This is a genomic window from Paenibacillus tianjinensis (assembly GCF_017086365.1).
In the GTDB taxonomy this organism is placed as follows: domain Bacteria; phylum Bacillota; class Bacilli; order Paenibacillales; family Paenibacillaceae; genus Paenibacillus_AQ; species Paenibacillus_AQ tianjinensis.
The window spans coordinates 2799327-2820789 of sequence record NZ_CP070969.1 but is presented as its reverse complement, the minus strand read 5'-3'; the positions used below and the strand labels follow the sequence as shown (position 1 = coordinate 2820789).

Below are 21463 nucleotides of genomic sequence, written 5' to 3'. Positions count from 1 at the left end.
TAACAGACCCTTCTAGGCTATGTGCCTTCCGGGTCTGTTAAGTTTACTATTCTAAAACATGAATGGGCTTACCAGGCAACACGGATGATCAGACCCTTAGGGTCGCCTACTTCCAGATAAGCTGCCTGACCATTGACATCATCATACGGGAAGCCGTAAGCCAGGCCGCTGATACTGTGATCATGCCAGAATTTCGCATAGTAGTTGGCAGGTGCTGCATTATAGTAATACGCTACATTATTCCAGTTGTTGGTGGTGTAGACATGGCGGTTGATCGCAGCAGCTGTAGCAGCATCGGTGAGCGCACCGTCACAACGCAGTATGTCCTGGGTGTTATAGCTGGAATATCCGGCAAAATAATTGGCATTGACCCCACCTGCTGCAAAGGAACCGTGGATCGGTGCAATAATCCGGTACGGAGCTTGGTCCGTAGCCAGTGATTTGAAAGCGGCCGGCACTTCGTTCTGATATTTCGTGAAGATTCCCGCACGGGTCTCCGATTCGAGTTCACCCACGGTCTGATCATAGGAGCCGGATAGACTTACCAGACGGTGCTGGATCGGGAAGCCAAAAGCATCTACACGGGTTGTATTCCCATGGTAGCCGGTTGCATCTACAGTAAATTCCACAAAATCAAAATAGATATTACGGTTCGGATCAGATGCATTGTTAATATCCGGACCGGCGAAGCCTATATCATAGGTCTTGATGTACAAAGGCGTGCCGACACTGAGGAACATTCGTCCGGAAGTGATCTTAGGCATATTCACCCAAGAAGCCTGACTGACAGTGTGATAAATATTAGCATAATTAACACCGTTTTTGGTTAAATGCCCGGAGGCGTCATTGAGTGCATTCGAGATCGGCACGAGATTACCGTTCAGATCCAAATAACTCCATTTGCCGTTGGCCGGGTTAATGCCGAGAACGCCCCAGTAGACTTGGCTGTCGGAATAAGCGCCACCAGTGCCGTTCATCACCTTAAGCGACAAAGAACCGTTTGGTGCAGTCGGAATGGAGGATGCCGCAATCGAATAGATCGAACCGTTAGAGCCCGGCGGTGTTGTAGGTGTAGTGCCGTTGGCAGTGTAAGTATACCAGCCTGTATCATATGCAGGATTTCCGTTGTTATAGGTATAAAAATAGCTGATCAATGTACCGCTGGCAACACCAGTCACCACTTGCTCATAGCGGGCAGTACTGCTGTTATAGGTCATACGGTAATTCAGCTGTGTCCCGCTGTTGATCTTGTAATGCGCATCTACCCAGGTGGTGCTGACGGTTGATTTGAACCAGAGGGTTGCTGTGGTACCCGATAGACTCACGCCTTGTGTGAAGTCAGCGGCTGCAGCTTTGGAACCGGACAGGAGGATGCAGGAGATCAGCAGCAAAAGCGCGAGTAGGGGCATTAGCCATTTTTTTCTCATGACATTACTCCTCCATTAAATGTATTTAAATCAATCCCGCACCAGAAATGTATGCGTTTTCAGGTATGATTATAGTCTTCCTTCAGGCCTTTTAGTAGGAGCAGAATTTCGGATTTTAGTGCTCATTTTTGGGGTGAAACGTTTTTATTATCCCCTTGCCAGTTACCTTTGCTGCAAAAAAACCAAAAAGCCTTATTTCTCCAGAAGTCAAGAGAGATAAGGCTTTTCAAGATTATTTTAATTTTACCAGTGCTTCGAAATAAACGTATCGCGGCCGGACTGTTCACGGTCCTCTTTGTAATGTTTCGGATTCTTTTTATGGTAATCCTGATGATATTCTTCAGCCCGGTAAAAGACAGGCGCAGGCAGAATTTCTGTCACGACCGGACCTTCGAATCTGCCGCTGGACGCTACCTGCTCTTTGGAGGCTAAGGCCGCTAAACGCTGATTTTCATTATAATAAAACACCGCTGTGCGGTACTGGCTTCCCCGGTCCTGAAATTGTCCTCCGTCATCCGTCGGATCAATCTGTGGCCAGAACAGCTCCAGCAGCTTCTCATATGGAAATACTTCCGGATCAAATGTGATCTGTACCACTTCGTAGTGTCCGGTTGTCCCAGTCTTGACCTGTTCATAGGTCGGATTCTCAACGGTACCTCCTGCATAGCCGGACACAATCCCGTGTATACCCGGCAGCTCCTCAAACGGAGTGACCATGCACCAGAAGCAGCCTCCAGCAAACATCGCCTGTTCCATCACTCAATTCCCTCTCTCTGTCTATCATCATATTGATTTAAAGCGCATGATATGAAGATAAGGCTAAATGTCTATAAAGTCAATTTGAGCGAAGTCCGTTGGCGGATGCTGGAATCCTCTGGTTTCCTGATGAACTGTAGATGCCTGCGATGATTTCAAGTGCTTTGATCCCTTCCCGGCCGTTCAGCCAGAACTCCCTCCCCTCCCGGATATGGTCATAGTAATCATGGATTAACCGCTGATGTCCTGTTCCCCAATACGATTTGCCTCCGGCAGCTGCAGTACCAGGCTCACATAATAGCTGTTCACGGCCGTCTTTCCATAAATAAAGACAGTCCCGGCGCTGCAGCAGGGTTCCATGTTCAAACACCAGCTCCAGCTCTACGGGTGAATTGACCGAATAGGCATTAGTGCCGTAGAAAAGCCCCCGTACCTGGTTGCTAAAAGTGATGCAGGCATGGGCGCTGTCTTCCACCTCGATAATTCCGTCCAGCACATCTGTACTCACACTTCCGCTGACTGAGGAAATCTCACCGCCGAACCATTGCAGCAGATCCAGCGTATGAATCGTCTGATTAATCAGTACACCGCCGCCTTCCGTGGCCCATTTCCCCCTCCAGCCGCTCTCCGTATAGTACTGTTCACTACGGCTCCAAGTAACTACGCCCTTCATACAAAGCAGTCGCCCAAGCGTCCTTTGATCTATTATCTGCCTGATCCGTATGGAAGGCTCATTATAACGGTTCTGATATACGACGCCAAGCTGTCCTTTGCTATGATCAGCCGTTTCCAGCATCCGCTGTGCAGAAGGTACATCGATGGCCAGCGGTTTTTCGGTTAAGACATGTTTGCCGGCGTTCAAAAAATCAATGGCCATCTGTGCATGGAGGTAATGAGGCGTACACAAATGGACAACGTCTATATCCGTTCTCCCCAGAAGCTCACGATAGTCCTGTGCAACCCCGCAGCCGTACTGCTCTCCGAAGGCTTGTGCCTGATCAGCATTGATATCCGCTGCGGCCAGCAGCTGTGTTCCTTCTATATAGGCTATCGCCTTAGCGTGAAGCGGAGCAATGGCTCCGCAGCCGATAATAGCTGCTCCAAGTGTAGTCAATGTTAGCACCATCCGTTCTTAATGCGCTTCCGCAATGCTATTTAAGTGTACCCGGTGTAAGATTAATGGCTTGAGCTTGGGCTATCAGACACAGCTCTGCTGCTTTGAAGACATGCTCCTGGGTCATTGCCAGCTCGCTGCGCTGTAGACAATCCAAGATCAATTCTCCGAAGAAAGGATAGCCCACTTTGCCTGCAACATGCTCATAATGCTCGCCCTGTCCGTCGACCCAGTAGACATTGTCACCGGCATCAGAACGGGCAATATCACTGTATTTGCGCAGCTCGATGTACCCTTCGGTCCCCATAATAATCGTCCGGCCGTCCCCCCATGTTCCGAGTCCCTTCGGCGTAAACCAGTCCACGCGAAAATACTGCGTAGCCCCATTGTCCCCGACAAGTGTAGCATCGCCGAAATCTTCAAGCTCAGGATAAGCAGCATTATTGTAATTAGCAACTTTACTATGCAGCACCTTAGCATCGCGGCAGCCCGCATAAAAGAGAAACTGCTCGATCTGGTGGCTGCCGATGTCGCATAGAATACCTCCGTAGTTCTCACGCTTGAAGAACCACTCCGGCCGACTTGCCGCATTCAGGCGGTGCGGGCCCATGCCGATCACTTGAATGACACGGCCGATCGCCCCCTGCTCCACCATATGTCCGGCGTAAACAGCGCTTTCTACATGCAGCCGTTCGCTGAAATAAGTCATGTATTTGCGCTTGGTCTCTGCGGCCTGAATCCGTACATCTGCCAGCTGGGCAAGTGAGGTGAATGGTGTTTTGTCCGTAAAATAATCCTTCCCGTGCGCCATGACTCTAAGTCCCAGACCTGCCCGTTCCGAGGGAATGGCCGCTGCTGCAACCAGCAGGACCTCAGGGTCCTCAAGAATTTCTTCAGCACTGCGTGCGGCTCTGACTCCCGGATAGACGGCGGTGAAGGCTTTGATCTTAGCTTCATCTGGATCGTAGACCCATTTCAGCACTGCACCGGCTTCCACAAGCCCGTTACACATCCCGTAGATATGGCCGTGATCCAGCGCAATCGCTGCAAAAGTGAATTCTCCCGGCCCTACCACCGGACGCGCTTCATATGTAGGTGCGTACATCATCCCATTTTTCCGGTTCATGCTTATCCTCCTCAGACTATAAGAGCTTCTGCAAATAGTTCAGACTGATGGCCAGGCTCTCAAACGGATCACGGCGGCAGACATCCTGTTCCACGACATACCACTCCACACCGGTCTCACGGCAGGCTTGAATAATGTTTTTATAGTTCATATTCCCTTCGCCTATCTCGGCAAACACCTGTTTTCGGCCGACAATCTCCATATCCTTCAGATGCACCACCTGCATCCTCCCCTGTACCTTATGGATCCAGTCTACCGGACTTCCCCCGCCGGCCTGAACCCAGTATAAATCCAGTTCAAAGCCGAGCGCCTTAACGTCACTTTCCTCCAGCAGCACCTCGATGCCTGTAATTCCGTCTACACGTTCAAATTCAAAATCATGATTATGATAAATGAATTGTAAGCCATGCTCTTTGTGCAGGGTACGGGCGATTTCCGAAGCCAGCCGCGCAAACGTGCGGTAGCCCTCCAGACTGTTCTGGTATTCAACCGGCATAGCGCCGAGGCCGATGTATTTGCAATTCCACAGCTTATGTTCAGCAGCGAGTGCGTCCAGATCATTCACCAGCCGGTCCCATGATATATGGGTCGCACAAATCACAAGCCCTGCCTCATCGGCATACTGCTTGACCAGCTGCGGATCAATCTTGCCAATGCCTGAGATCTGTACCGCTTGATAGCCGATCTCTTTCAGTTTCTGAAAAGCATCCCTTAAACCCTCCGGGGTTTGGGTAAATTCACGCAGGGTGTACATTTGTGCGGCAATCGTTGTCTGTTTCATGCAGCGGAGTCACTCCTTAATAGATTTTTATAATCAGCTCGATACTGCTAATGTGTTCCTTTTACATCCAGCGTCCGGGAGTCGGAAGATTCTTTGCGAAAGGTGGAGTTTTGTACCTTTTCTATTAGCTGCTCATAGAACAAGTCCGCATCGATCGGCAGATCCACCCAGTTGTCCGTCCAGGCCGACAGATACATGGCATTGGAGAGCGTGAGACCGTGAATCCCTTCTTCCCCTGGTGCTATAAGTGACTCACCCGTAAGAATCGCATTGGTAAAGTTTCGTAAAATGCCAACATGCTGCTCACCGCTGCCTGCATCTACCGGGATTTCACATTTCCAGCATTCAGGTTGTCCGAAACCTCCGGTATAGGCAGCATTGAACTCCGGCTCCGGTGTTCGCAGCCGCCAGAAGGTCAGCTTTTCGTCTTCAATGACGATTTTTCCGTTGTCTCCGGTAATCTCAAAACGGTTCGTCCCCGGTGCTTCCCCAGTCGTGGTGATAAACAGCCCGGTTGCCCCATTCTCGTACTCGACATAGGCGGTTACATCATCCTCCACTTCAATGTTGCGGTATTTGCCGAAATGGCAAAAGGCCCGTACACGCTTCGGCATCATCCCGGTTGTCCACTGCCAGAGATCCAGCTGATGCGGGTCCTGGTTCAGCAGTACACCGCCGCCTTCACCGGCCCAGGTTGCCCGCCAACCGCCTGAGTTGTAATAGCTCTGCGAGCGGTACCAGTTGGTAATAATCCAGTTCGTACGGCGGATCTCGCCAAGCTCACCGGAAGCGATCAGCTCTCTCAGCTTTTGATAGAGCGGGTTCGTCCGCTGGTTGTACATAATGCCGAAGGTGCGGTCACTCTGTGCGGCAGCATCGTTCATTTCCTGTACGGCCTTCGTGTATACGCCAGCCGGCTTTTCGATCAGCACATGTAAGCCGTGCTTAAATGCCTGAACTGCCAGCGGCGGATGATCATAATGCGGTGTAGAGATTAGGACTGCATCGATACATCCCGATTCGAACAGCTCCTCACTGCTGCTAAACCGCCGAACATGCTCAGGCAGATGCTCAGCCGCCCACTCCAGACGATCTGGGCTAATATCACAGACGGCTGTTAATTCGGCTCCTTTCACCTCTTTCAGCAGGTTATGGGCATGGGCCCAGCCCATGTTACCAACGCCGATAATTCCAAAACGGACCTTCTTCATTATTCGGATCACTCCAGTACATGTTTATGAAATGAGAATAACCCTAATCCCGGATGATGAACATGAGCGGAATTAAGGTGTTTTTGTATATAATTAAGATGTAATGAACAAATGAAAGCGATATAATGGTCAAATGATACAAGCTTACAAAAAGGTAAACTAACTGGCGCAGTACGCAGCTGCGGGGAATGTTTGGACTTCCGGCCGCTGTTAGGTTTGGATTTCTTGAATTTAACCGCTCCTCGCGGTAGAAATCCAAACCTAAAGGCGGACGCTATCGCTCCTACAGTTCCAAACTTCCCCTCCGCTGCTTCCGCCTTTAGATTAAAATTTTTTCAGCAAAATCATTTAACCATTAAGGAGGAGGAAACAGAAAATGAATCATCCCGGTAATTTGACCGGACGGCTGCTTCAGAATCTGACGGTTAGAGTTACCCATGCCCAGCTGAGCAGCAAATATCCCGGCTGGGACCGGAACAAGGAGACGCCCTCCTTCAACCGGCTGTATTTCATCGACAGCGGAGAAGGCAAGGTAATCATTAATGGAGAAACTCATTATCCGCACGCCGGACATTTGATGATTATGCCGGCGGGGACAACCCAAACGACTATGACTGAACCTAACAATCCTTATATCCGCTATTATTGTCATTTCGATGCGCAGATCGGGGAATGGCCTTTGTTTCATAGTGCAGGCAAGCTTTATATCAGCGAAGTTGCTGATCCGGATGCTGTGCGGGGTATTTTTACGGAGCTGATCGATTTGTTTGAGGATGACAGCTTTCTATCCACCTTACGAAGACAGGCGAGTCTGCTCCAATTGCTTGCCCTCTGCCTGGAGGGCGGGGGGTATGCCAATTTCCTCGATGAACTGGCGCATACAGGTGACCAGGGCAAACTCTCAAGCGTCCTGGGTTATATTGATGAACGCCTGAATGTACCTTTGGAGGTAGAGGAATTGGCCGAGCTTGTACATCTTCACCCGAATTATTTCATTCCTTATTTCAAGAAATTCATGGGAATGCCCCCGATGCAATATGTGCAGCTCAAGCGGATAGAGCTGGCCAAACGGCTGCTATCTGGCTCCAAGTTCAGCATCGGCGGCATCGCGGAGCAGGTAGGCATGGAATTGGCCCACTTCTCCAAGGTATTCAAGAAAACCACTGGTGTCTCTCCTTCCGCTTACCGCAGCAGTACCAGATAACTTCAGTCAGCATCAGGCAAGCCCCATAACATGTATGAGCAGAAACCCCAGCATGGAGAGCAGCAGCGAACCGGCGAGACCGGCGATAAACGGCTTCCGTCCCATCCTTGTGAATGTCTTGAGATCAATGCCGAGCCCGAGTCCGGCCATCGCCATTGCCAGCAGCAGATAGGCTAGCACGAGCAAATCTGCTGTAACCCGCTCGGGAATCCAGCCAAGGGTATTCACTCCGCTCATCAGCAGAAAACCGCCGATAAACCAAGGTACAGGCAGCTTCGCGTGTGCACCTGTCTCACCTGCCACGCATCCAGTTCCTGCGCCACGCTGACCGGCTTGCTTGCGCTCTCTGCGGGTCTCCCATAACCCAAACCCAAGAGCCACCGGAGCAAGCAGTGCTACCCGGGTCAGCTTAACCAAGACCGCCAGATCTGCCGCCTGCTGCCCGACTGGTGCGGAAGCAGCAATGACATGGGCGACTTCATGGAGTGTGGCTCCGGCAAATATGCCGTATCCAGCTTCACTGAGTCCAAGCAGCGGATACACTGCAACATAGACTAGCGTAAAAATCGTACCAAGAATCGCTACTGTCGCGGCGCTCACTGCCGTTTCATTATCACTAGCCTTAATCTGCGGAGAGATCGCCGCCACTGCAGCCGCTCCGCAGATTGCAGTCCCGCACGCGGTCAGGATGCCCATTCTCCGGTCAATTTTCATCCATCTGCTTAGCCCGTAAACAGCAAGCAGCGTGAAGGCAATATGGATTAGGGCTATCGCCAGCACTTTAGATCCCGCTTGTACGATAGCGTGTATATCAAGTCTTAAGCCAAGCAGAATAATACCGGCTCTAAGTAATCTTTTGCTGGAAAATTGGATACCCGCAGTAATCCTCTTCGGTGTACCAACCGCTGCATTGAATACAATTCCCAACAGTATAGCTAAGACAAGCTGGCCCATTATGCTGAGAAAGGGAAGCTGTGCCATGTACTTGGCTCCAAAAGCCAGCAGTAAGGTAAGCAGCAGGCCTTCACTGAATCCCCGAAATCCGAGAAATTTCCGGTCAAGCTTGTTTAACTGCTGAAGTCTGTTTCTCTGCTGAAATAACTGAATTTGCATAACCGCCACTCCCTGTTACCGTACTCTTCACGGCTCTTCTGATCTCACTATAAGAGAGTACATCAGGAAAGTGAAATACCATTTTGCTATGTTAATCATTATAAATACTTATGATTGAATCACTTTATCATGTTAATATTAAGTTTATGGAAGATTTTCATAAAAAAATTAAATTATAAATGAGGTATTATTATGATTACAGATGCAATGAAGGTGTTCGTTACGGTGGCGGAACAGCGTCACTTCTCAAGGGCGGGTGAGCTTCTGAATCTGTCCCAACCCGGGGTTAGTCTGCATATCCGCAACCTCGAGAATGAGCTGGGCAGCAAGCTGCTGCACCGTTCTCCGAAAGAAGTACGGCTGACAGAAGCCGGAGCAATACTTTATAAACATGCGAAACAAATCCTGGCACATTATGAGGAAGCCGGGCGTGAGATTCAGCTGCTGCGGGATGAAGTTACCGGCAGTCTTCACCTGGGGGCCAGCTTTACGATTGGGGAATATATATTGCCGGGCCGGCTGGCTGAATTCGCCAAGCAGTATCCGCAGGTCAATGTTCAGGTCACCATTGGTAACACGGAGGAAATTATTGCCGCCTTAAAAGGAAATCAATTGGATATGGGATTCATTGAAGGCGAAACCAATGACAGTGAGCTGGATATTATTCCTTATATGAAGGATGAGATGATCATCGTCGCTGCTTCCGGTCATCCGCTGGCCGGAGTGCTCACCACCGATGATGACCTGCTGCAGAATCAGATTTGGGTGCTGCGTGAACCCGGCTCCGGGACCCGTGCCTATAGCGATCATTTTTTGCTGGAGGGCAGTCTCGCAATCAAACGCGCTTATGTGTTTAACAGCAGCCAGAGCGTCAAGGAAGCTGTTGCCGCCGGTCTTGGCATCGCCCTGATGTCGCGCTGGATTGTGCGCAAGGAGCTGGCTGGCGGAGAAATTACAGAACTGCGGATCCGGCAGAAGCTGCCGGAGAGGGACTTTTTAATCATCCGCCGCAAGGAACATTCCGTCTCGATGGCTGTGAGTGTCTTAATGGAGAAGCTGCTGACCGCCCAAAAAGCCTGACCCCTTCTTATCAGGGATCAGGCTAACGCTCTTAACTATTGATGCTCGACCAAGATTCCGTCCTTCAGATGTAGTACGCGGCCGCACCATTCCAGCATCCGTTCATCGTGGGTGACCATTACTGCGGCTTTCCCTTCGCTTTTGACCTCCTCAGCTATCATCCGCACGACCTCCTTTCCGCGCTGGAAGTCCAGGCTCGCTGTCGGCTCGTCCGCGAACAGTATTGCCGGCTTGTTCATCCAGGCTCTGGCAATCGCCACACGCTGCTTCTCTCCCCCGGACAGCTGCTCGGGATAATGATTCCGGCGATCCCATATTTCGAGCCGTTTCAATAAATAGGCGGCACGCACTTTAGCCTCCTTAGTCCCCAGCTTTGCCAGCTTGGCCACGTATAGCAGCTGTTCCTCCACCTTCAGGTAGGGAAGCAGCTGTGCGCTTTGAAACATGAAGCCGATCTTTTGCAAGCGGAGTTCAGTCAGCTCACGTTTATCCTTATTGCTGAGCGGTTCCCCATCGATGTAAATCTCACCGCTGGTAGGGGTCAGGAGCGCTCCCGCGGCAGAGAGAAAGGTGCTTTTGCCGGATCCGGAAGGGCCCAGCACTGCGACGAACTCCCCTTCATTCACCGTAAGATCGAGGTTATGAAGAACAGACATCGTTTGGCCGCCATCCCCATAGGTTTTGGTCACCTGCTTCATCATCAACATAGCACTCATGCTCCAGCCCTCCCAATCGCCTCTAAGGCATCTACCTTCGCTACTCTAGCAACAGAAATCAGGGATCCAAGCAGTGACATCCCAATAAACAGCACGCTGGTCAGAATCATCGTCGAGCCTTCAAGCTGAAACGGCATCGTATCCGGCAGGCTCATTGTCATCCCGAAGGTCAGCAGCAGGCTGATCGCCAGACTCCCCACGGACAGAATCATCACTTGACCAACGACACTCCAGGCCAGATAAGACATCTTGGTACCCATTGCTTTCAGGATGCCGAACTGGCTCGTTTTCTGGATCGTAATCACATAAAAGAAAACAGCCAGCACAAATGCTGCGATTACGAACAGGAACACAATCATCATGAGCAGGGAATTCTGCTCCGCGGAATAGCCGGGAATGCTGGCAATTGCCTGCTTTTGCGTAATGGTCTCGACATTATTTAATTTACCGGTGATTTCAGCAGCCTGCGCGGAAGAAGCCTTCAGTGCAATTACATTGTAAGGAGCCGCTTGCTCCCCGGCACCATTCTGTGCAGCTCCGCCCTTCATCGTCTGCCAATCCGCTTGTGTAATATAGACGACAGGCGTGTGACTGTATGAGCTGTCTTTTACAAAACCGGCAACCTTCCAGCTCATGCCCGAAGCCTGATCACGGATCGTGCTGCCGATCGCCACACCGGACTGCTCCAGCTTAGAATCTACGACCGCACTTCCTTGTGAAGCATTCGCAATGGGATCACCCTGCACCACCTTAGGAGCGAGCATCCCTGTCATATCCACTGCGAAAAGGGTGGTATCCGCTTTAACATCAGCATCATCTGCCGTTATCGTGGTTGTCTGTACTGCTAGTGTGGTGGCGTTAGCTGTGCCGACAACAGACTGTGCTGCTGCAATCTCTTTGTCACTTAACTGGGAACGTCTAAATGCATGATCGGCATCGGCTTGAACAGCGAAATAGTTCGCCGGCATATTCTCTACTGCGGAAATATTGGCATAGGCAAGTCCGCGGGCCAGCCCGGTTACGAACAGTACCAGAAAAGAAACCAGCAGCATGATCACCATTATGAGACTGTACCTTGCCTTGGAGTGCCTCATTTCCCTTAAAGCCAAAAACATATTACCACTCCCTCATCTCTGTATGGACACAGTGTAGAGGGCGAAAATGAACGGAGTATGAATAAACAATTACAAATGCGGCAGCGTAACAATAAAGGTCGCGCCTTCTCCCTCCGTACTGGAGACTTCAATCGTTCCATTATGGGCCTCTACAATCTTTTGGGCAATCGAAAGGCCAAGTCCGCTGCTGTTGCTATCACGGGTACGTGCGCGGTCGACTTTATAGAACCGGTCAAAAATCATCGGCAGCTCTGCGGCGGAAATACCTTCTCCGGTGTCAGCAACCTTGACCGTGCAGATTCCATTCGCAGCTGCTGCTGACAGAGTAATCGTACCGCCTGGCGGGGTATATTTGACCGCATTGGATACGAGATTCATCCACACCTGATAGAGCAGATTTAAATCGGCATACAGTGTAATATCCTCAACATGCAGCCGTACAGCCAACTCCTTCTCTGTCAGCCGCCATTCCATAATCTGCACTACCTGGCGCAGCTGTGCCCGCAGGTCCACCTTTTGCTTATGCAGCGCATTCTCATCATAATCCAGGGTAGACAACGTCAGCAGCTGCTTGCTGAGCATCGACAGCCGGCGGCTCTCCTGATCGATAATCGAGAGATATTCCAGCCGCTGGCCCTCCGGCAGCTCTTGATTCTTTAGGGCATGGGCGAAGCCCTGAATGGAGGTCAGCGGCGATTCGATCTCATGGGAGACATTGGCAACAAACTCCTGCCGAGCCCGGTTGGTCCGCTCCAGCTCCCGGCTCATGATCATGAAGTGAGAGGCCAGCTGTCCGATTTCATCCCGGCGTCTCGTATTCAGCCGGATATCATATCTGCCGCTCGATATGCGCTGCGTAGCCGCAGTAAGCCGGGTGATCGGTTTGACCACATGCAGCACGGCAACTACAACAAACCATAAGCTGAACAAAACACTGACACCAAGCAGCACAGCAAAAAAGATCCGCAGCTCACCGAACTGCACTTCAGCATCAGGACGCATAAACAGGGCGTACGTATGTCCGTCCATCTGCACCGGAACCCCAATCGTATTGCTTAGCTGGTTATCAAAAAAACCGGTAATAAACGCCTTGCTCGGAAATTCCGCCACCCCATGGTAGATATTCCCTTGCAGTACCAGCTGCAGCTTCTCCTCCGGCAGATCATTTTTGCGGAAAGGCAGGCCATAAAAACGTTCATCACCTTGACCGTTGGACAGATACATTTTATAGCCAAGTGAGGCTGTGCTCAGCAGATATTCCCCCGCTCCATCGGGATGATCCTGAATGAAACCCTGCAGGCCGATAGCCATTTTCGTCAGCTTGGCATCGTTTTGCGGTTTGATTTTGGCCTGATAATACAGATTGGAGACAAGAAAGCCGAGAAAGCTGCTCATGACGATCATGGAGCAAAACAGCAGGCACATTCTAACATATAGTGATTTCATGTGTTCACCATTTCCACTTTATAGCCGATCCCGCGCACGGTCCGGATAATAAAATTATCTTGATAATCGACGAACCGTTGACGAAGCCGTTTAATGTGCACATCTACTGTGCGCTCATCCCCTTCGTAATCCGCTCCCCAGATCAGCTCGATCAGCTCGCTGCGCGAGAACAGGCGTCCCGGATATTGTGCCAGCTGAGCCAGCAGCTCGAACTCTTTGACCGGCAGCAGCAATACATCATTTCCGTCGCTGATTTCATAATTTTTACGGTCAATCACGAGGGAATTGAGGCGGATTTTGTCATCCGAAGCTACAGAGTACCGGCGGAACAGCGCTTTGATCCGAAACAGCAGCTCTTCAGGCTCAAACGGCTTGGTCACATAATCATCTGTCCCGCTCAAATAGCCCTGCTCCTTGTCACTGAGCTGCTGACGCGCGGTTAACAGAATAACCGGTATGTCATAGGTCTCCCGTATGTATTGGCAAAGCTCCAGCCCGTCCATTTGTGGCATCATTACATCCACAACCGCCAGATCCACCGTGCTCTCCTTCATCAGTTTAGCGGCTTCCTGCCCGTCTCCTGCTTCTACCGTAAGATAGCCCTCTCTCGTCAGTACATGCCTGAGCAGCGTACGGATATGGACATCATCATCGGCGACCAGTATCTTTTTCATCAGTATCACTCCCATAATCCAAATATTGCTGTCCTCTATCGTAGCAACATTGCTACCGGATGACAACTGAGTGTAAAGATACTGGTGAGAAAAGACCGCCGGACAAAATAGTGTTAATTAAGCCCTTAATCCAATAACGTCCGCTTCTCCTGTGGTCTAATAAACGGCAAGATACTTTCTTTAAGCGGGGTAACTTCCCGCCCCATCCATCTCTCCAGATCAGTAGTGGTCGAAACAGTGTCTATCGTAGACAGGAAGTTATAGATCCAATGCTGTATTTCTGGATCCTCCCGGTGGATTACAGGTTTACCTGCCAGCCCGCTCAGAGCTTTGGCAAGATTATCAAAGGTCCAGGTCTGTGAAGCGGTTAACTCATAGCTTTGATTTTCCGGTCCGCTGTGTGCAAGAATAGCCGCCGTTGCCAGAGCCAGATCACTGCGCGAAACGGCATTAAACCGCCAATTCCCAGGAAGTGTTGTGAGAACGCCGCTGCTGACCGCTTCCTTCAAACCAAGCACATTTACGAAATCAATATAAAGTGCGTTGCGCAAAAAAGTATACCGTAGCCCGCTATCCTGAATCGCCTGCTCCGTAAGGGAATGGACATTATCTGATTTTCCTTTCTGCGAAAAAGCAAAGCTGGTATAGAGCATATGATCAACGCCAGCTCTCTGCGCTGCATCAATTACCCTCAGATGCTGGGCAAGCCAGACCGTATCATCGGTGTGCGGGCTTGAGATTAACAGCAGCTTAGTAACATCGACAAAAGCTTTATCCAGTGTATCCTGGACATCGTAATTCACGATCCGTGTCTCAAGACCAAGTTGACGCAGTTCTGCTGTTTTATCAGGGTCACGCACACCTGCGATAATCTGACCGGCAGGCATCTTCTGCAGCAAATTCTCTAGAATCAAACCTCCCAGTTGTCCCGTTGCTCCAGTAATTATTATTTGCATAGGTGGATTCCCTCCTCTTATAGATTTAGTTAAGCCTTTAACTAAATTGACAAAAACATCCGCCCATCAGTACATTAACTCTTTACTATAAGGGTCGGTTCAGCTTATGCAGCAGCGACATTAGCTGAACAAGCTCCTGTTCGTCCAGCCTGTTCATCCGCTCTGCAACCGCTTGCCGGTTATGGGGCAGATGCTCCAGCAGCAAGGATTGACCCTCACCGGTAATCGAAATCACCGTCTTGCGGCCGTCCTCGGCGTGGCCTGCTCGTGCGATGTAACCTTCCTTCTCCAGCGGGGAGAGCAGCAGGCTTATATTAGCTTTGGTTACACCGATTTTCTCAGCAAGTATGGAAGGCAGAATAGTGCCGCCATGTTGGGCGATCTCCACCAGAATCCGGATTCTCGCTCCATTCAATCCATACGACTGCCAATATTTCTCCGAGATAGCTACAACATTCGCGGTCGCCTCCACCAGGGTAAAGAAAGCCGAGGTAGGGAGCGGCTGCTCCAGCACAAGCTTCTGTAAATCCTCCATCATTCCGGTTCAGCTCCAATTAGTTAATGCCTTAACTACTTCAATGTACCCGCTTCTTCACCCGCTGTCAAAGATTATTCATCCAAGTAACTGCATACGCCAAATAGCAGTTTAAATGTTTTTCGGCCTTTGCGGATTTTTTTAAAGCCCGATCTGACGTTAAATACCCAGACTGTTGTTCCTACCCAACATCTTATGTATAGGGAATGGACCCTTATCGGACCAGCGACCCCTTTCACCTCAAATTCAGTTCCATCCGCTAATTCTGTCTCGGTACGGACAAACCAGCGGTTTCCGATGCCAAACTCGATATATTTCAGAATTCCCACTCCTTCAACAAGGTTAACCCCCCGCTCTCTCACAGGAGTGCAGGGGGTTGTTCTGGCTTCAGATCAATACTGTTTGGGCTGGTAGCGGTTCTTCACTGTAGCTCTTGCTGCCTTCCAGCAGCACCTCCAGCTTGATCAGCTCTGAGCGGCTGGCCAGACGGATTGGAGGCCCCCAGGTTCCATACCCTGAGGAGACAATCACATGCAATTTATCCTTAAGCAGATAACCCCAATCCAGTTCAAACAGACGTTTTGTAATCCAGTGATTCGGTGCAATCTGCCCGCGGTGGGTGTGACCTGACAACAGAACATCAACTCCGGCTTTGGCGGCGATATCGAATCCATTCGGCTGGTGGTCCATCATAATAACCGGACGGGTATGATCAAGACCTTCCAGAAGTAGAGGTACACTTAATCTGCCGCCTTCCATGGACTCCGCTGTTTTGTCTTTACGGCCTACAATATATACACCCGCAGTTTCCACCACTTCATCCTGCAGCACTCGGATGCCATTGCGAGCCATAAGCTCCGTATATTGGCCGATAGAACCTCCGTAATACTCATGGTTGCCAAGAACGGCGAACACGCCATGACGGGCCTTGAGCTGCTTCAGATGTTCAATCATTCCGTTACGGATAAACGGTTCAATACTGTCATCCAGCACATCTCCAGCCAAAAGAATGATATCCGGCTTCATCCGGTTGATTTCAGCCACCATTTTGCGCAGATGACGGTTGCCGACGATATTGCCCAAATGAAGATCCGACGCAACAGCGACAGTTAGCGGGCTGCTGGTCCCGATGGATTTGTCAATCCGGATAGGATGCGTACGCACAATCGTGCTCCAGGCGTTCCGCGAACCCCACAGCAGGAACACTGCGAGCAGCAGCAGAAGCGTGGTCCCTGCCTCAGCAGTGAACGCGGATCGTTCGAAGCCCGTCAGACCCAGCACCCAATAGAGTAGATCAGTCAGAGGCAGCATAATAACAGCGAACTCCATACACGCCAAATAGTAAGAGCCAACCACCTTAAACATTCTGGCGGCCGGTTTCACGGCCTTCGGCCACGGCACCATCCCGATCATATAAGCAAACGCAATGACCATGAATACCGTCCAGTATACACCTGCTGAAATACCCGGGAGAAGATTCTCCAGCAGAACCCAGAGATGATAGCCAATGTAGAAATTAACAAGTCCCAGTACCAGCAGCATAACAGTCCCTGAAATGAGCATACGCAGGTTTTTCATCTTCCCACTCCTTTAACCTAAAGCTCTTCTATACGTTCTACCTCAAATCATAGCACAAAGTATTTGCGAGGTATAAATTCTGCCTGTGCTTTCAATCAACAAGGTCTCTGTGCACACCAGAAAATGGGATAAAAAAAGAAGATACTCTTCAGCATCTTCGTTTCAATTTGTGTAGTTATACTGCTTTATTCTTGCTGGCGATGCAATCCCCGATCAGTTGATCGCATTTGCTGATGTGGCTGAGTAGCCAGTCTGTCAGCGTACGGTTCAGCTTAATCGTCGACAATACGGATACACCCTTGGTCTTGACACTCTCTTCAAGTTCCAGAACGGTCTGTACAAATTCAGCATGTGTCTTCTGGTGCTCGGCAAGTTCAGGAAAGTCGATATCTGCCATCAGCTGCTCTTCGCTGCCAAAATGCTCAATCGTATATTCCTTAAGGAACCTCAGTGTTTCTTCGATCTTCTCTTTGCCCTTCTGGTTGGTGCATGCATCAAAAAATTCATTCAGCTTCACAAGCAGCTGTCTGTGCTGGCAGTCGATCTTTTCTACACCGATGTCATAAGATTCCTTCCAATCGATCATAACTCACCTTGCCCTTTTCCAAAAATTTATGTAAAAATACACATACTTTATTTTCCAAATTTCTGAATCAAAGTTCTGTTAACAACATCACACGACAATATTCAGCAAAATAACTGCAATGCCTTCATCTGTAATAACGCAAAAAAACGCGAGATCATCTCGCGCGCATTAAGTTCATCTTGCAGTTTGTCTGTAATTGATCAATACTCAGGATATCGGCATTCTGCCAACCAATTATTCTTTTGATAGGAGTCTTAGGATATGTTTCGTAAAAATCCTTCAAAACCCATATTTGTTCCAAAATCATCAGGCCTCGGCTGGACCTTGAACCCCCGGCATCCACTGGGCTGGATCGTCCTGGGAGCTTTATTTATATTGGCGGTGTACAAAATATTTATTAATTAATCTATCATTCAGGCAAAGATGCTTAGTGCGTTATAGCAGCTTCCGGCGGAAGGCGCTGATTACCCCCTGGTGTGGAGACTGGTCCAGCACAGCAAACACGATGGTGTCAAAAAGTTTCTGATAGCCTTCTACCAGCAGGACCTGACGGAAGTAACCGGCTACCTCCATCGGATCATTACGGAATACACCACAACCGTAAGCTCCCAGCACAACGGCAGAATGTCCATTCACTGCAACAACTGCCAGGATATAGCGGATCCGTTCCAGCATTACTTCGGCAATCCGTGGTACCTCATGGAGCTCCCGCTCCTTAACCACTCCCGCATTCACTGCAGGTGCAGTAATCATCGAAACCGCAAAGGGTTTGGCAAGCAAGACGTCCTGCCTGTCTCTGAACACAGGAACGTCCGGCGAATGAATCATGTAATGCGAATACAGGCAGGTTTTCCGGCCACGGTTATAGTCATACATTTCTTTCATTTGTGAGATACAGGGATAGAGGGCAGAAGCTCTGGCTAAGCTCTCCTCCTGGGCCTGGCTTCCGCCAAGGAAGCCGCCGCCGGGATTCTTGGCGGAAGCAAAGTTAAGACACACCGTGTGCTTAATTCCCTCTTGTTCTACCAGCCGCTGCGCTGCCTGCAGTGTGGTTTCACCGCTGACCTCAATTGCCGCCTTATGCTGTGGTTGATGATGGATACGCTCAATAATGTCCTCGTTAAGTCTTGTCAGCTGCTCCGGTGAGTACAGCTGCGAACCGGCAATTGCCGTCCGGACAGATTCTGCAATATCTACCAGCTGTCCTGCGCTGTTCATATAGCTGCCATTTGCAATCAAATCTAAAGTCTCCTGAGCAATTGCGGCTCTTCTATTTCTTGGATTGCTCTTAGTGTTCATAGGTTCTCACTCCATTCTCATAAGGATGCGTTACGATCCGTCAACGAGATCATCCCGCAATTTTGTCAGAACCTCACCCAGCCAGTTTGTACCGCGCCAAGTGCTTCTGCTGCGGATAGCAGGATCATTCTCGGTTAATCCGACACCCCAGATCCGGTCTGTTGGACTTGATTCCACAAGCGTTGTGCCTCTGGTATCTAATAACAACTGAAGCAGCTCCTGGTTCTGAATAAACTTTTCTTTATTTCCTTCATAGACGATGCTTTTGCAGTGGCGTTCCCATTTCGTTTGCTCGAACCCCCGTACCCGCTTGCCGAGCGCCTTCTGCTCTCTCGGTGTCCGGGCCAGCAGTATCTTCCGGCTTATCTCCTCATCCCCGAACAATAGTGCCTTACCGTACATCATATACTGCTCAGCACAGTTAAAGCGGATCTCATCGACTGTAAAACTGCACGGATACCACTGTGAAAATGGTGAATGGCTCCGGTAAAAATACGTGAATTTCTCCATTACTCTACTCCCCTTTACTCCCTTAACAATTATTCCCTATTCATATTGTACCGGTATAGCTTGGATGGCCGGTGTCCGGCATCCTTCGTGTATTCCTCAGTCTCCGTTACACGATCGGCAATCTTCCGGCGGAACGCCGCTGCCAGCAGCTCTTTGCCGAGAATGATCTCATAGACCCGCTGGAGCTCAGATAAGGTAAACAGCGGAGGCATCAGATTAAAAATAATGTCCGTATACTCCACTTTTCCCCGCAGCCGTTCGATGGCGTACTGAACCATCAGCAGGTGATCAAAGGCTAAGCCTTCACTTTCGAGAATCTGGCTATGCGTTTTACGGACATGCCCGTGAACCGTCTCCACATGTTTGACCACACCTGAAAGGGTTGTTCTCTCGTTCTGCATTGTAATACGAATCAGCTTCACCAGTTCAAAGCCCTGCTCCAATTCCCTGCGGCTGCTCTCGATTAGCTGATGTGATACCTCGAACCAGGCTGCATCCGCTGCATCATCCCCAGCTTGAACATTAAGTGTAGTGCGGTCAACTAAGGCCATATAGGAGCAGCTGATGACACGCATTCGCGGATCACGCTCCACTTCTCCCCAGGTATACAGCTGCTCCATGTAGATGTTATCTATATTCGTCTCTGTGAACAGTTCCCTGCGTGCAGCCTCCTCAATGCTCTCATGGACCGACACGAATCCTCCGGGCAGCGCCCATTGCCCCAGGTAGGGATGCTGCCCCCGCTGAATCAGCAAAAGCTGCAGCGATTTATCAGACAGCTTGCGGTAGTTATCCTGTTCCCGTTCCATTACAGTAAAAATCAGCATATCCACGGTCACGGACGGACGCTCGTACTCACCGGAATTATACGTCTGCAAAAATTGTTCTTCAGTTAATCCCTGAGCATCGGTTAGGGGTGGTTTATTCATCAAACTGCTCCTTATAGGTTATTTTTTATGTTTATATTTTATTATTATCTTTTTGTTAATAACATATTGATATTATATACTTAAAGGTAATATAACTGTCAAGCAAGAATTGGATGATTGTGGATTTCCGCTCAAAAGTAAACACAAAAAAAGCCTGATTGCTCAGGCTTGCTTCTGTATCAGAACCGGCTTCATACCGGCTCTATATGTACCAGCACATCAGCTACCTGATGGCGGCCCTTCAGCTGATCCTCAATTTCTTCCGTGATATCATGGCTCTGCACAACATTCAGTCTGGAATCCACCAGCACTGTCGTATCCACCAGCACGTAGTTGCCATGAACTCTCGCTTTCATATCTTTGATCGATTCAACGCCCTCAATTTCAGCCACCGTCTGCTTCATCAGCTCCAGCTCACCGGCATCGAAACCGTCTGTCAGATCATGCGTGGCTTTGCTGAAAATCTGAATGGCTGTCTTACAGATCAGCAGCCCGACAATCACTGCCGTTACCGGATCCAGCCAAGGCAGCCCGAACTGTGAACCGATAATACCTATGAATGCACCCATGCTGACCAAGGCATCCGAGCGGTTATCCTGGGCTACTGCTTGCATAGCATTGCTGTGAAGCGCACGGGCCAGCCTGATGTTATACATATATACGGCAAGCATTACCACCGCACAGCCCGCAGCTGTCCAGGCGGCAAACAGATCTGGCGTTTCCAGCGCCGGCTGAATAAACTTATTCACACCTTGGTACAGAACTTGAATACCTACAGCAATCATGATAAAAGAAGCAATCAGTGCGGCCACTGTCTCCGCTCTGAAATGCCCGTAGCTGTGATTGGAATCAGGGGGTCTTCTGGATATCTTAAGTCCGATTAGAATAGCTATAGAAGCAATAATATCAGTACTATTATTAAGACCATCGGCTAACAGTGCCTGGGATCCCGAGACATTCCCGATGAACAGTTTGATTGCTGATAAAAGGATATATGCAATTAGACTGAGCCAGGCCCCTTTTTCACTTTGTTTGATGTCGCTGTAGTTTTCCAACAAAAAGAACCTCCAAAGAATAGTATTGTTCTATACTACACGCTGACAAACGGGTGGGTCTAGAGAAACAGTGTTGCCGGATGGCGTAATAGTTAACCCTGCCAAATAGAGTTGGCGGGCCGGAAGTGTTTTGCCGGACGCAACATTGTTTGCCTCTGAACAACATTTCACAAGAAGTATTCCGGCAGGCTACTGCATTTCAGTAAAATTATGTAACTTTTTTCGAAAATAGGAGTCTATAAAGTGTGATGA

General features: G+C 49.7%; 23 protein-coding genes. 3 read left to right on the top strand and 20 right to left on the bottom strand.

Annotated features, from left to right (window positions below; translation table 11 throughout):
* Window positions 1–68 precede the first annotated feature (68 nt).
* The 6 genes from JRJ22_RS12490 to JRJ22_RS12465 all read right to left on the bottom strand — a co-directional run bounded on the left by JRJ22_RS12490 (window position 69) and on the right by JRJ22_RS12465 (window position 6415).
* Complete coding sequence (locus JRJ22_RS12490) at window positions 69–1427, bottom strand: glycoside hydrolase family 64 protein (RefSeq protein WP_206104733.1); 1359 nt, start codon at window positions 1425–1427, stop codon at window positions 69–71.
* A 243-nt stretch (window positions 1428–1670) separates the two neighbouring features.
* Window positions 1671–2183 (bottom strand): peptide-methionine (S)-S-oxide reductase MsrA, encoded by a 513-nt coding sequence (gene msrA, locus JRJ22_RS12485; protein ID WP_206104732.1) that lies wholly within the window; start codon window positions 2181–2183, stop codon window positions 1671–1673.
* A gap of 79 nt (window positions 2184–2262) precedes the next feature.
* The gene (locus JRJ22_RS12480) at window positions 2263–3297 is read right to left on the bottom strand and encodes a Gfo/Idh/MocA family protein (protein WP_206104731.1); all 1035 of its coding nucleotides are present in this window, start codon (window positions 3295–3297) and stop codon (window positions 2263–2265) included.
* Window positions 3298–3334: 37 nt separating this feature from the next.
* Window positions 3335–4423: a Gfo/Idh/MocA family protein gene (locus JRJ22_RS12475; RefSeq protein WP_206104730.1), complete on the bottom strand. Its 1089-nt coding sequence runs from the start codon at window positions 4421–4423 to the stop codon at window positions 3335–3337.
* A 16-nt stretch (window positions 4424–4439) separates the two neighbouring features.
* Window positions 4440–5204, bottom strand: coding sequence for a sugar phosphate isomerase/epimerase family protein (locus tag JRJ22_RS12470; RefSeq protein WP_206104729.1), 765 nt, complete (start codon window positions 5202–5204; stop codon window positions 4440–4442).
* 47 nt (window positions 5205–5251) lie between these two features.
* Window positions 5252–6415 (bottom strand): Gfo/Idh/MocA family protein, encoded by a 1164-nt coding sequence (locus tag JRJ22_RS12465; RefSeq protein WP_206104728.1) that lies wholly within the window; start codon window positions 6413–6415, stop codon window positions 5252–5254.
* A gap of 376 nt (window positions 6416–6791) precedes the next feature.
* On the opposite strand from JRJ22_RS12465, the gene JRJ22_RS12460 reads away from it, so the two are divergent.
* On the top strand, window positions 6792–7619 hold the full coding sequence (locus tag JRJ22_RS12460) for a helix-turn-helix domain-containing protein (protein WP_206104727.1): 828 nt from the start codon (window positions 6792–6794) through the stop codon (window positions 7617–7619).
* A 12-nt stretch (window positions 7620–7631) separates the two neighbouring features.
* On the opposite strand, the gene JRJ22_RS12455 is transcribed toward JRJ22_RS12460, so the two are convergent.
* Window positions 7632–8732 (bottom strand): YeiH family protein, encoded by a 1101-nt coding sequence (locus JRJ22_RS12455; protein WP_206104726.1) that lies wholly within the window; start codon window positions 8730–8732, stop codon window positions 7632–7634.
* A 192-nt stretch (window positions 8733–8924) separates the two neighbouring features.
* Between JRJ22_RS12455 and JRJ22_RS12450 the strand changes: the two genes are divergently transcribed.
* Entirely contained in the window at window positions 8925–9812 is an 888-nt protein-coding gene (locus JRJ22_RS12450) for a LysR family transcriptional regulator (RefSeq protein WP_206104725.1), read from the top strand.
* Window positions 9813–9847: 35 nt separating this feature from the next.
* Here JRJ22_RS12450 and JRJ22_RS12445 read toward each other — a convergent pair whose 3' ends face one another.
* The 9 genes from JRJ22_RS12445 to JRJ22_RS12405 form a co-directional block, all read right to left on the bottom strand.
* The gene (locus JRJ22_RS12445) at window positions 9848–10528 is read right to left on the bottom strand and encodes an ABC transporter ATP-binding protein (RefSeq protein ID WP_206104724.1); all 681 of its coding nucleotides are present in this window, start codon (window positions 10526–10528) and stop codon (window positions 9848–9850) included.
* Window positions 10525–11589, bottom strand: a complete 1065-nt coding sequence (locus JRJ22_RS12440) for an ABC transporter permease (protein ID WP_232381124.1) — start codon at window positions 11587–11589, stop codon at window positions 10525–10527. The genes JRJ22_RS12445 and JRJ22_RS12440 overlap by 4 nt, the downstream gene beginning before the upstream one ends.
* Before the next feature lie 123 nt (window positions 11590–11712).
* Complete coding sequence (locus JRJ22_RS12435; protein ID WP_206104722.1) at window positions 11713–13089, bottom strand: sensor histidine kinase; 1377 nt, start codon at window positions 13087–13089, stop codon at window positions 11713–11715.
* Window positions 13086–13763 carry a response regulator transcription factor gene (locus tag JRJ22_RS12430; RefSeq protein ID WP_206104721.1) on the bottom strand — a complete coding sequence of 226 codons (678 nt, stop codon included), beginning with the start codon at window positions 13761–13763 and terminating at the stop codon, window positions 13086–13088. Before JRJ22_RS12430 ends, JRJ22_RS12435 begins: the two co-directional genes overlap by 4 nt.
* Window positions 13764–13888: 125 nt before the next feature.
* Window positions 13889–14719, bottom strand: coding sequence for an NAD(P)H-binding protein (locus JRJ22_RS12425; protein ID WP_206104720.1), 831 nt, complete (start codon window positions 14717–14719; stop codon window positions 13889–13891).
* An 85-nt stretch (window positions 14720–14804) separates the two neighbouring features.
* A complete protein-coding gene (locus tag JRJ22_RS12420) occupies window positions 14805–15257 on the bottom strand; it encodes a MarR family winged helix-turn-helix transcriptional regulator (RefSeq protein WP_206104719.1) in 453 nt (150 codons plus the stop codon).
* Window positions 15258–15328: 71 nt separating this feature from the next.
* A complete protein-coding gene (locus JRJ22_RS12415; RefSeq protein ID WP_206105112.1) occupies window positions 15329–15574 on the bottom strand; it encodes a DUF3977 family protein in 246 nt (81 codons plus the stop codon).
* 67 nt (window positions 15575–15641) lie between these two features.
* Complete coding sequence (locus JRJ22_RS12410) at window positions 15642–16832, bottom strand: metallophosphoesterase (RefSeq protein WP_206104718.1); 1191 nt, start codon at window positions 16830–16832, stop codon at window positions 15642–15644.
* 175 nt (window positions 16833–17007) lie between these two features.
* Window positions 17008–17418 (bottom strand): bacteriohemerythrin, encoded by a 411-nt coding sequence (locus JRJ22_RS12405; protein WP_054940472.1) that lies wholly within the window; start codon window positions 17416–17418, stop codon window positions 17008–17010.
* 261 nt (window positions 17419–17679) lie between these two features.
* Between JRJ22_RS12405 and JRJ22_RS29730 the strand changes: the two genes are divergently transcribed.
* A complete protein-coding gene (locus JRJ22_RS29730; protein WP_408637881.1) occupies window positions 17680–17823 on the top strand; it encodes a DUF5808 domain-containing protein in 144 nt (47 codons plus the stop codon).
* Window positions 17824–17853: 30 nt separating this feature from the next.
* Here JRJ22_RS29730 and JRJ22_RS12400 read toward each other — a convergent pair whose 3' ends face one another.
* From JRJ22_RS12400 to JRJ22_RS12385, 4 genes are all read right to left on the bottom strand, one after another.
* The gene (locus JRJ22_RS12400) at window positions 17854–18717 is read right to left on the bottom strand and encodes a TIGR02452 family protein (RefSeq protein WP_206104717.1); all 864 of its coding nucleotides are present in this window, start codon (window positions 18715–18717) and stop codon (window positions 17854–17856) included.
* Window positions 18718–18747: 30 nt separating this feature from the next.
* Window positions 18748–19227, bottom strand: a complete 480-nt coding sequence (locus JRJ22_RS12395; protein ID WP_206104716.1) for a riboflavin biosynthesis intermediates N-glycosidase — start codon at window positions 19225–19227, stop codon at window positions 18748–18750.
* 29 nt (window positions 19228–19256) lie between these two features.
* Window positions 19257–20156: an NrtR DNA-binding winged helix domain-containing protein gene (locus JRJ22_RS12390; protein ID WP_206104715.1), complete on the bottom strand. Its 900-nt coding sequence runs from the start codon at window positions 20154–20156 to the stop codon at window positions 19257–19259.
* Window positions 20157–20347: 191 nt separating this feature from the next.
* Window positions 20348–21211 (bottom strand): cation diffusion facilitator family transporter, encoded by an 864-nt coding sequence (locus tag JRJ22_RS12385; RefSeq protein ID WP_206104714.1) that lies wholly within the window; start codon window positions 21209–21211, stop codon window positions 20348–20350.
* Between the last annotated feature and the right edge of the window lie 252 nt (window positions 21212–21463).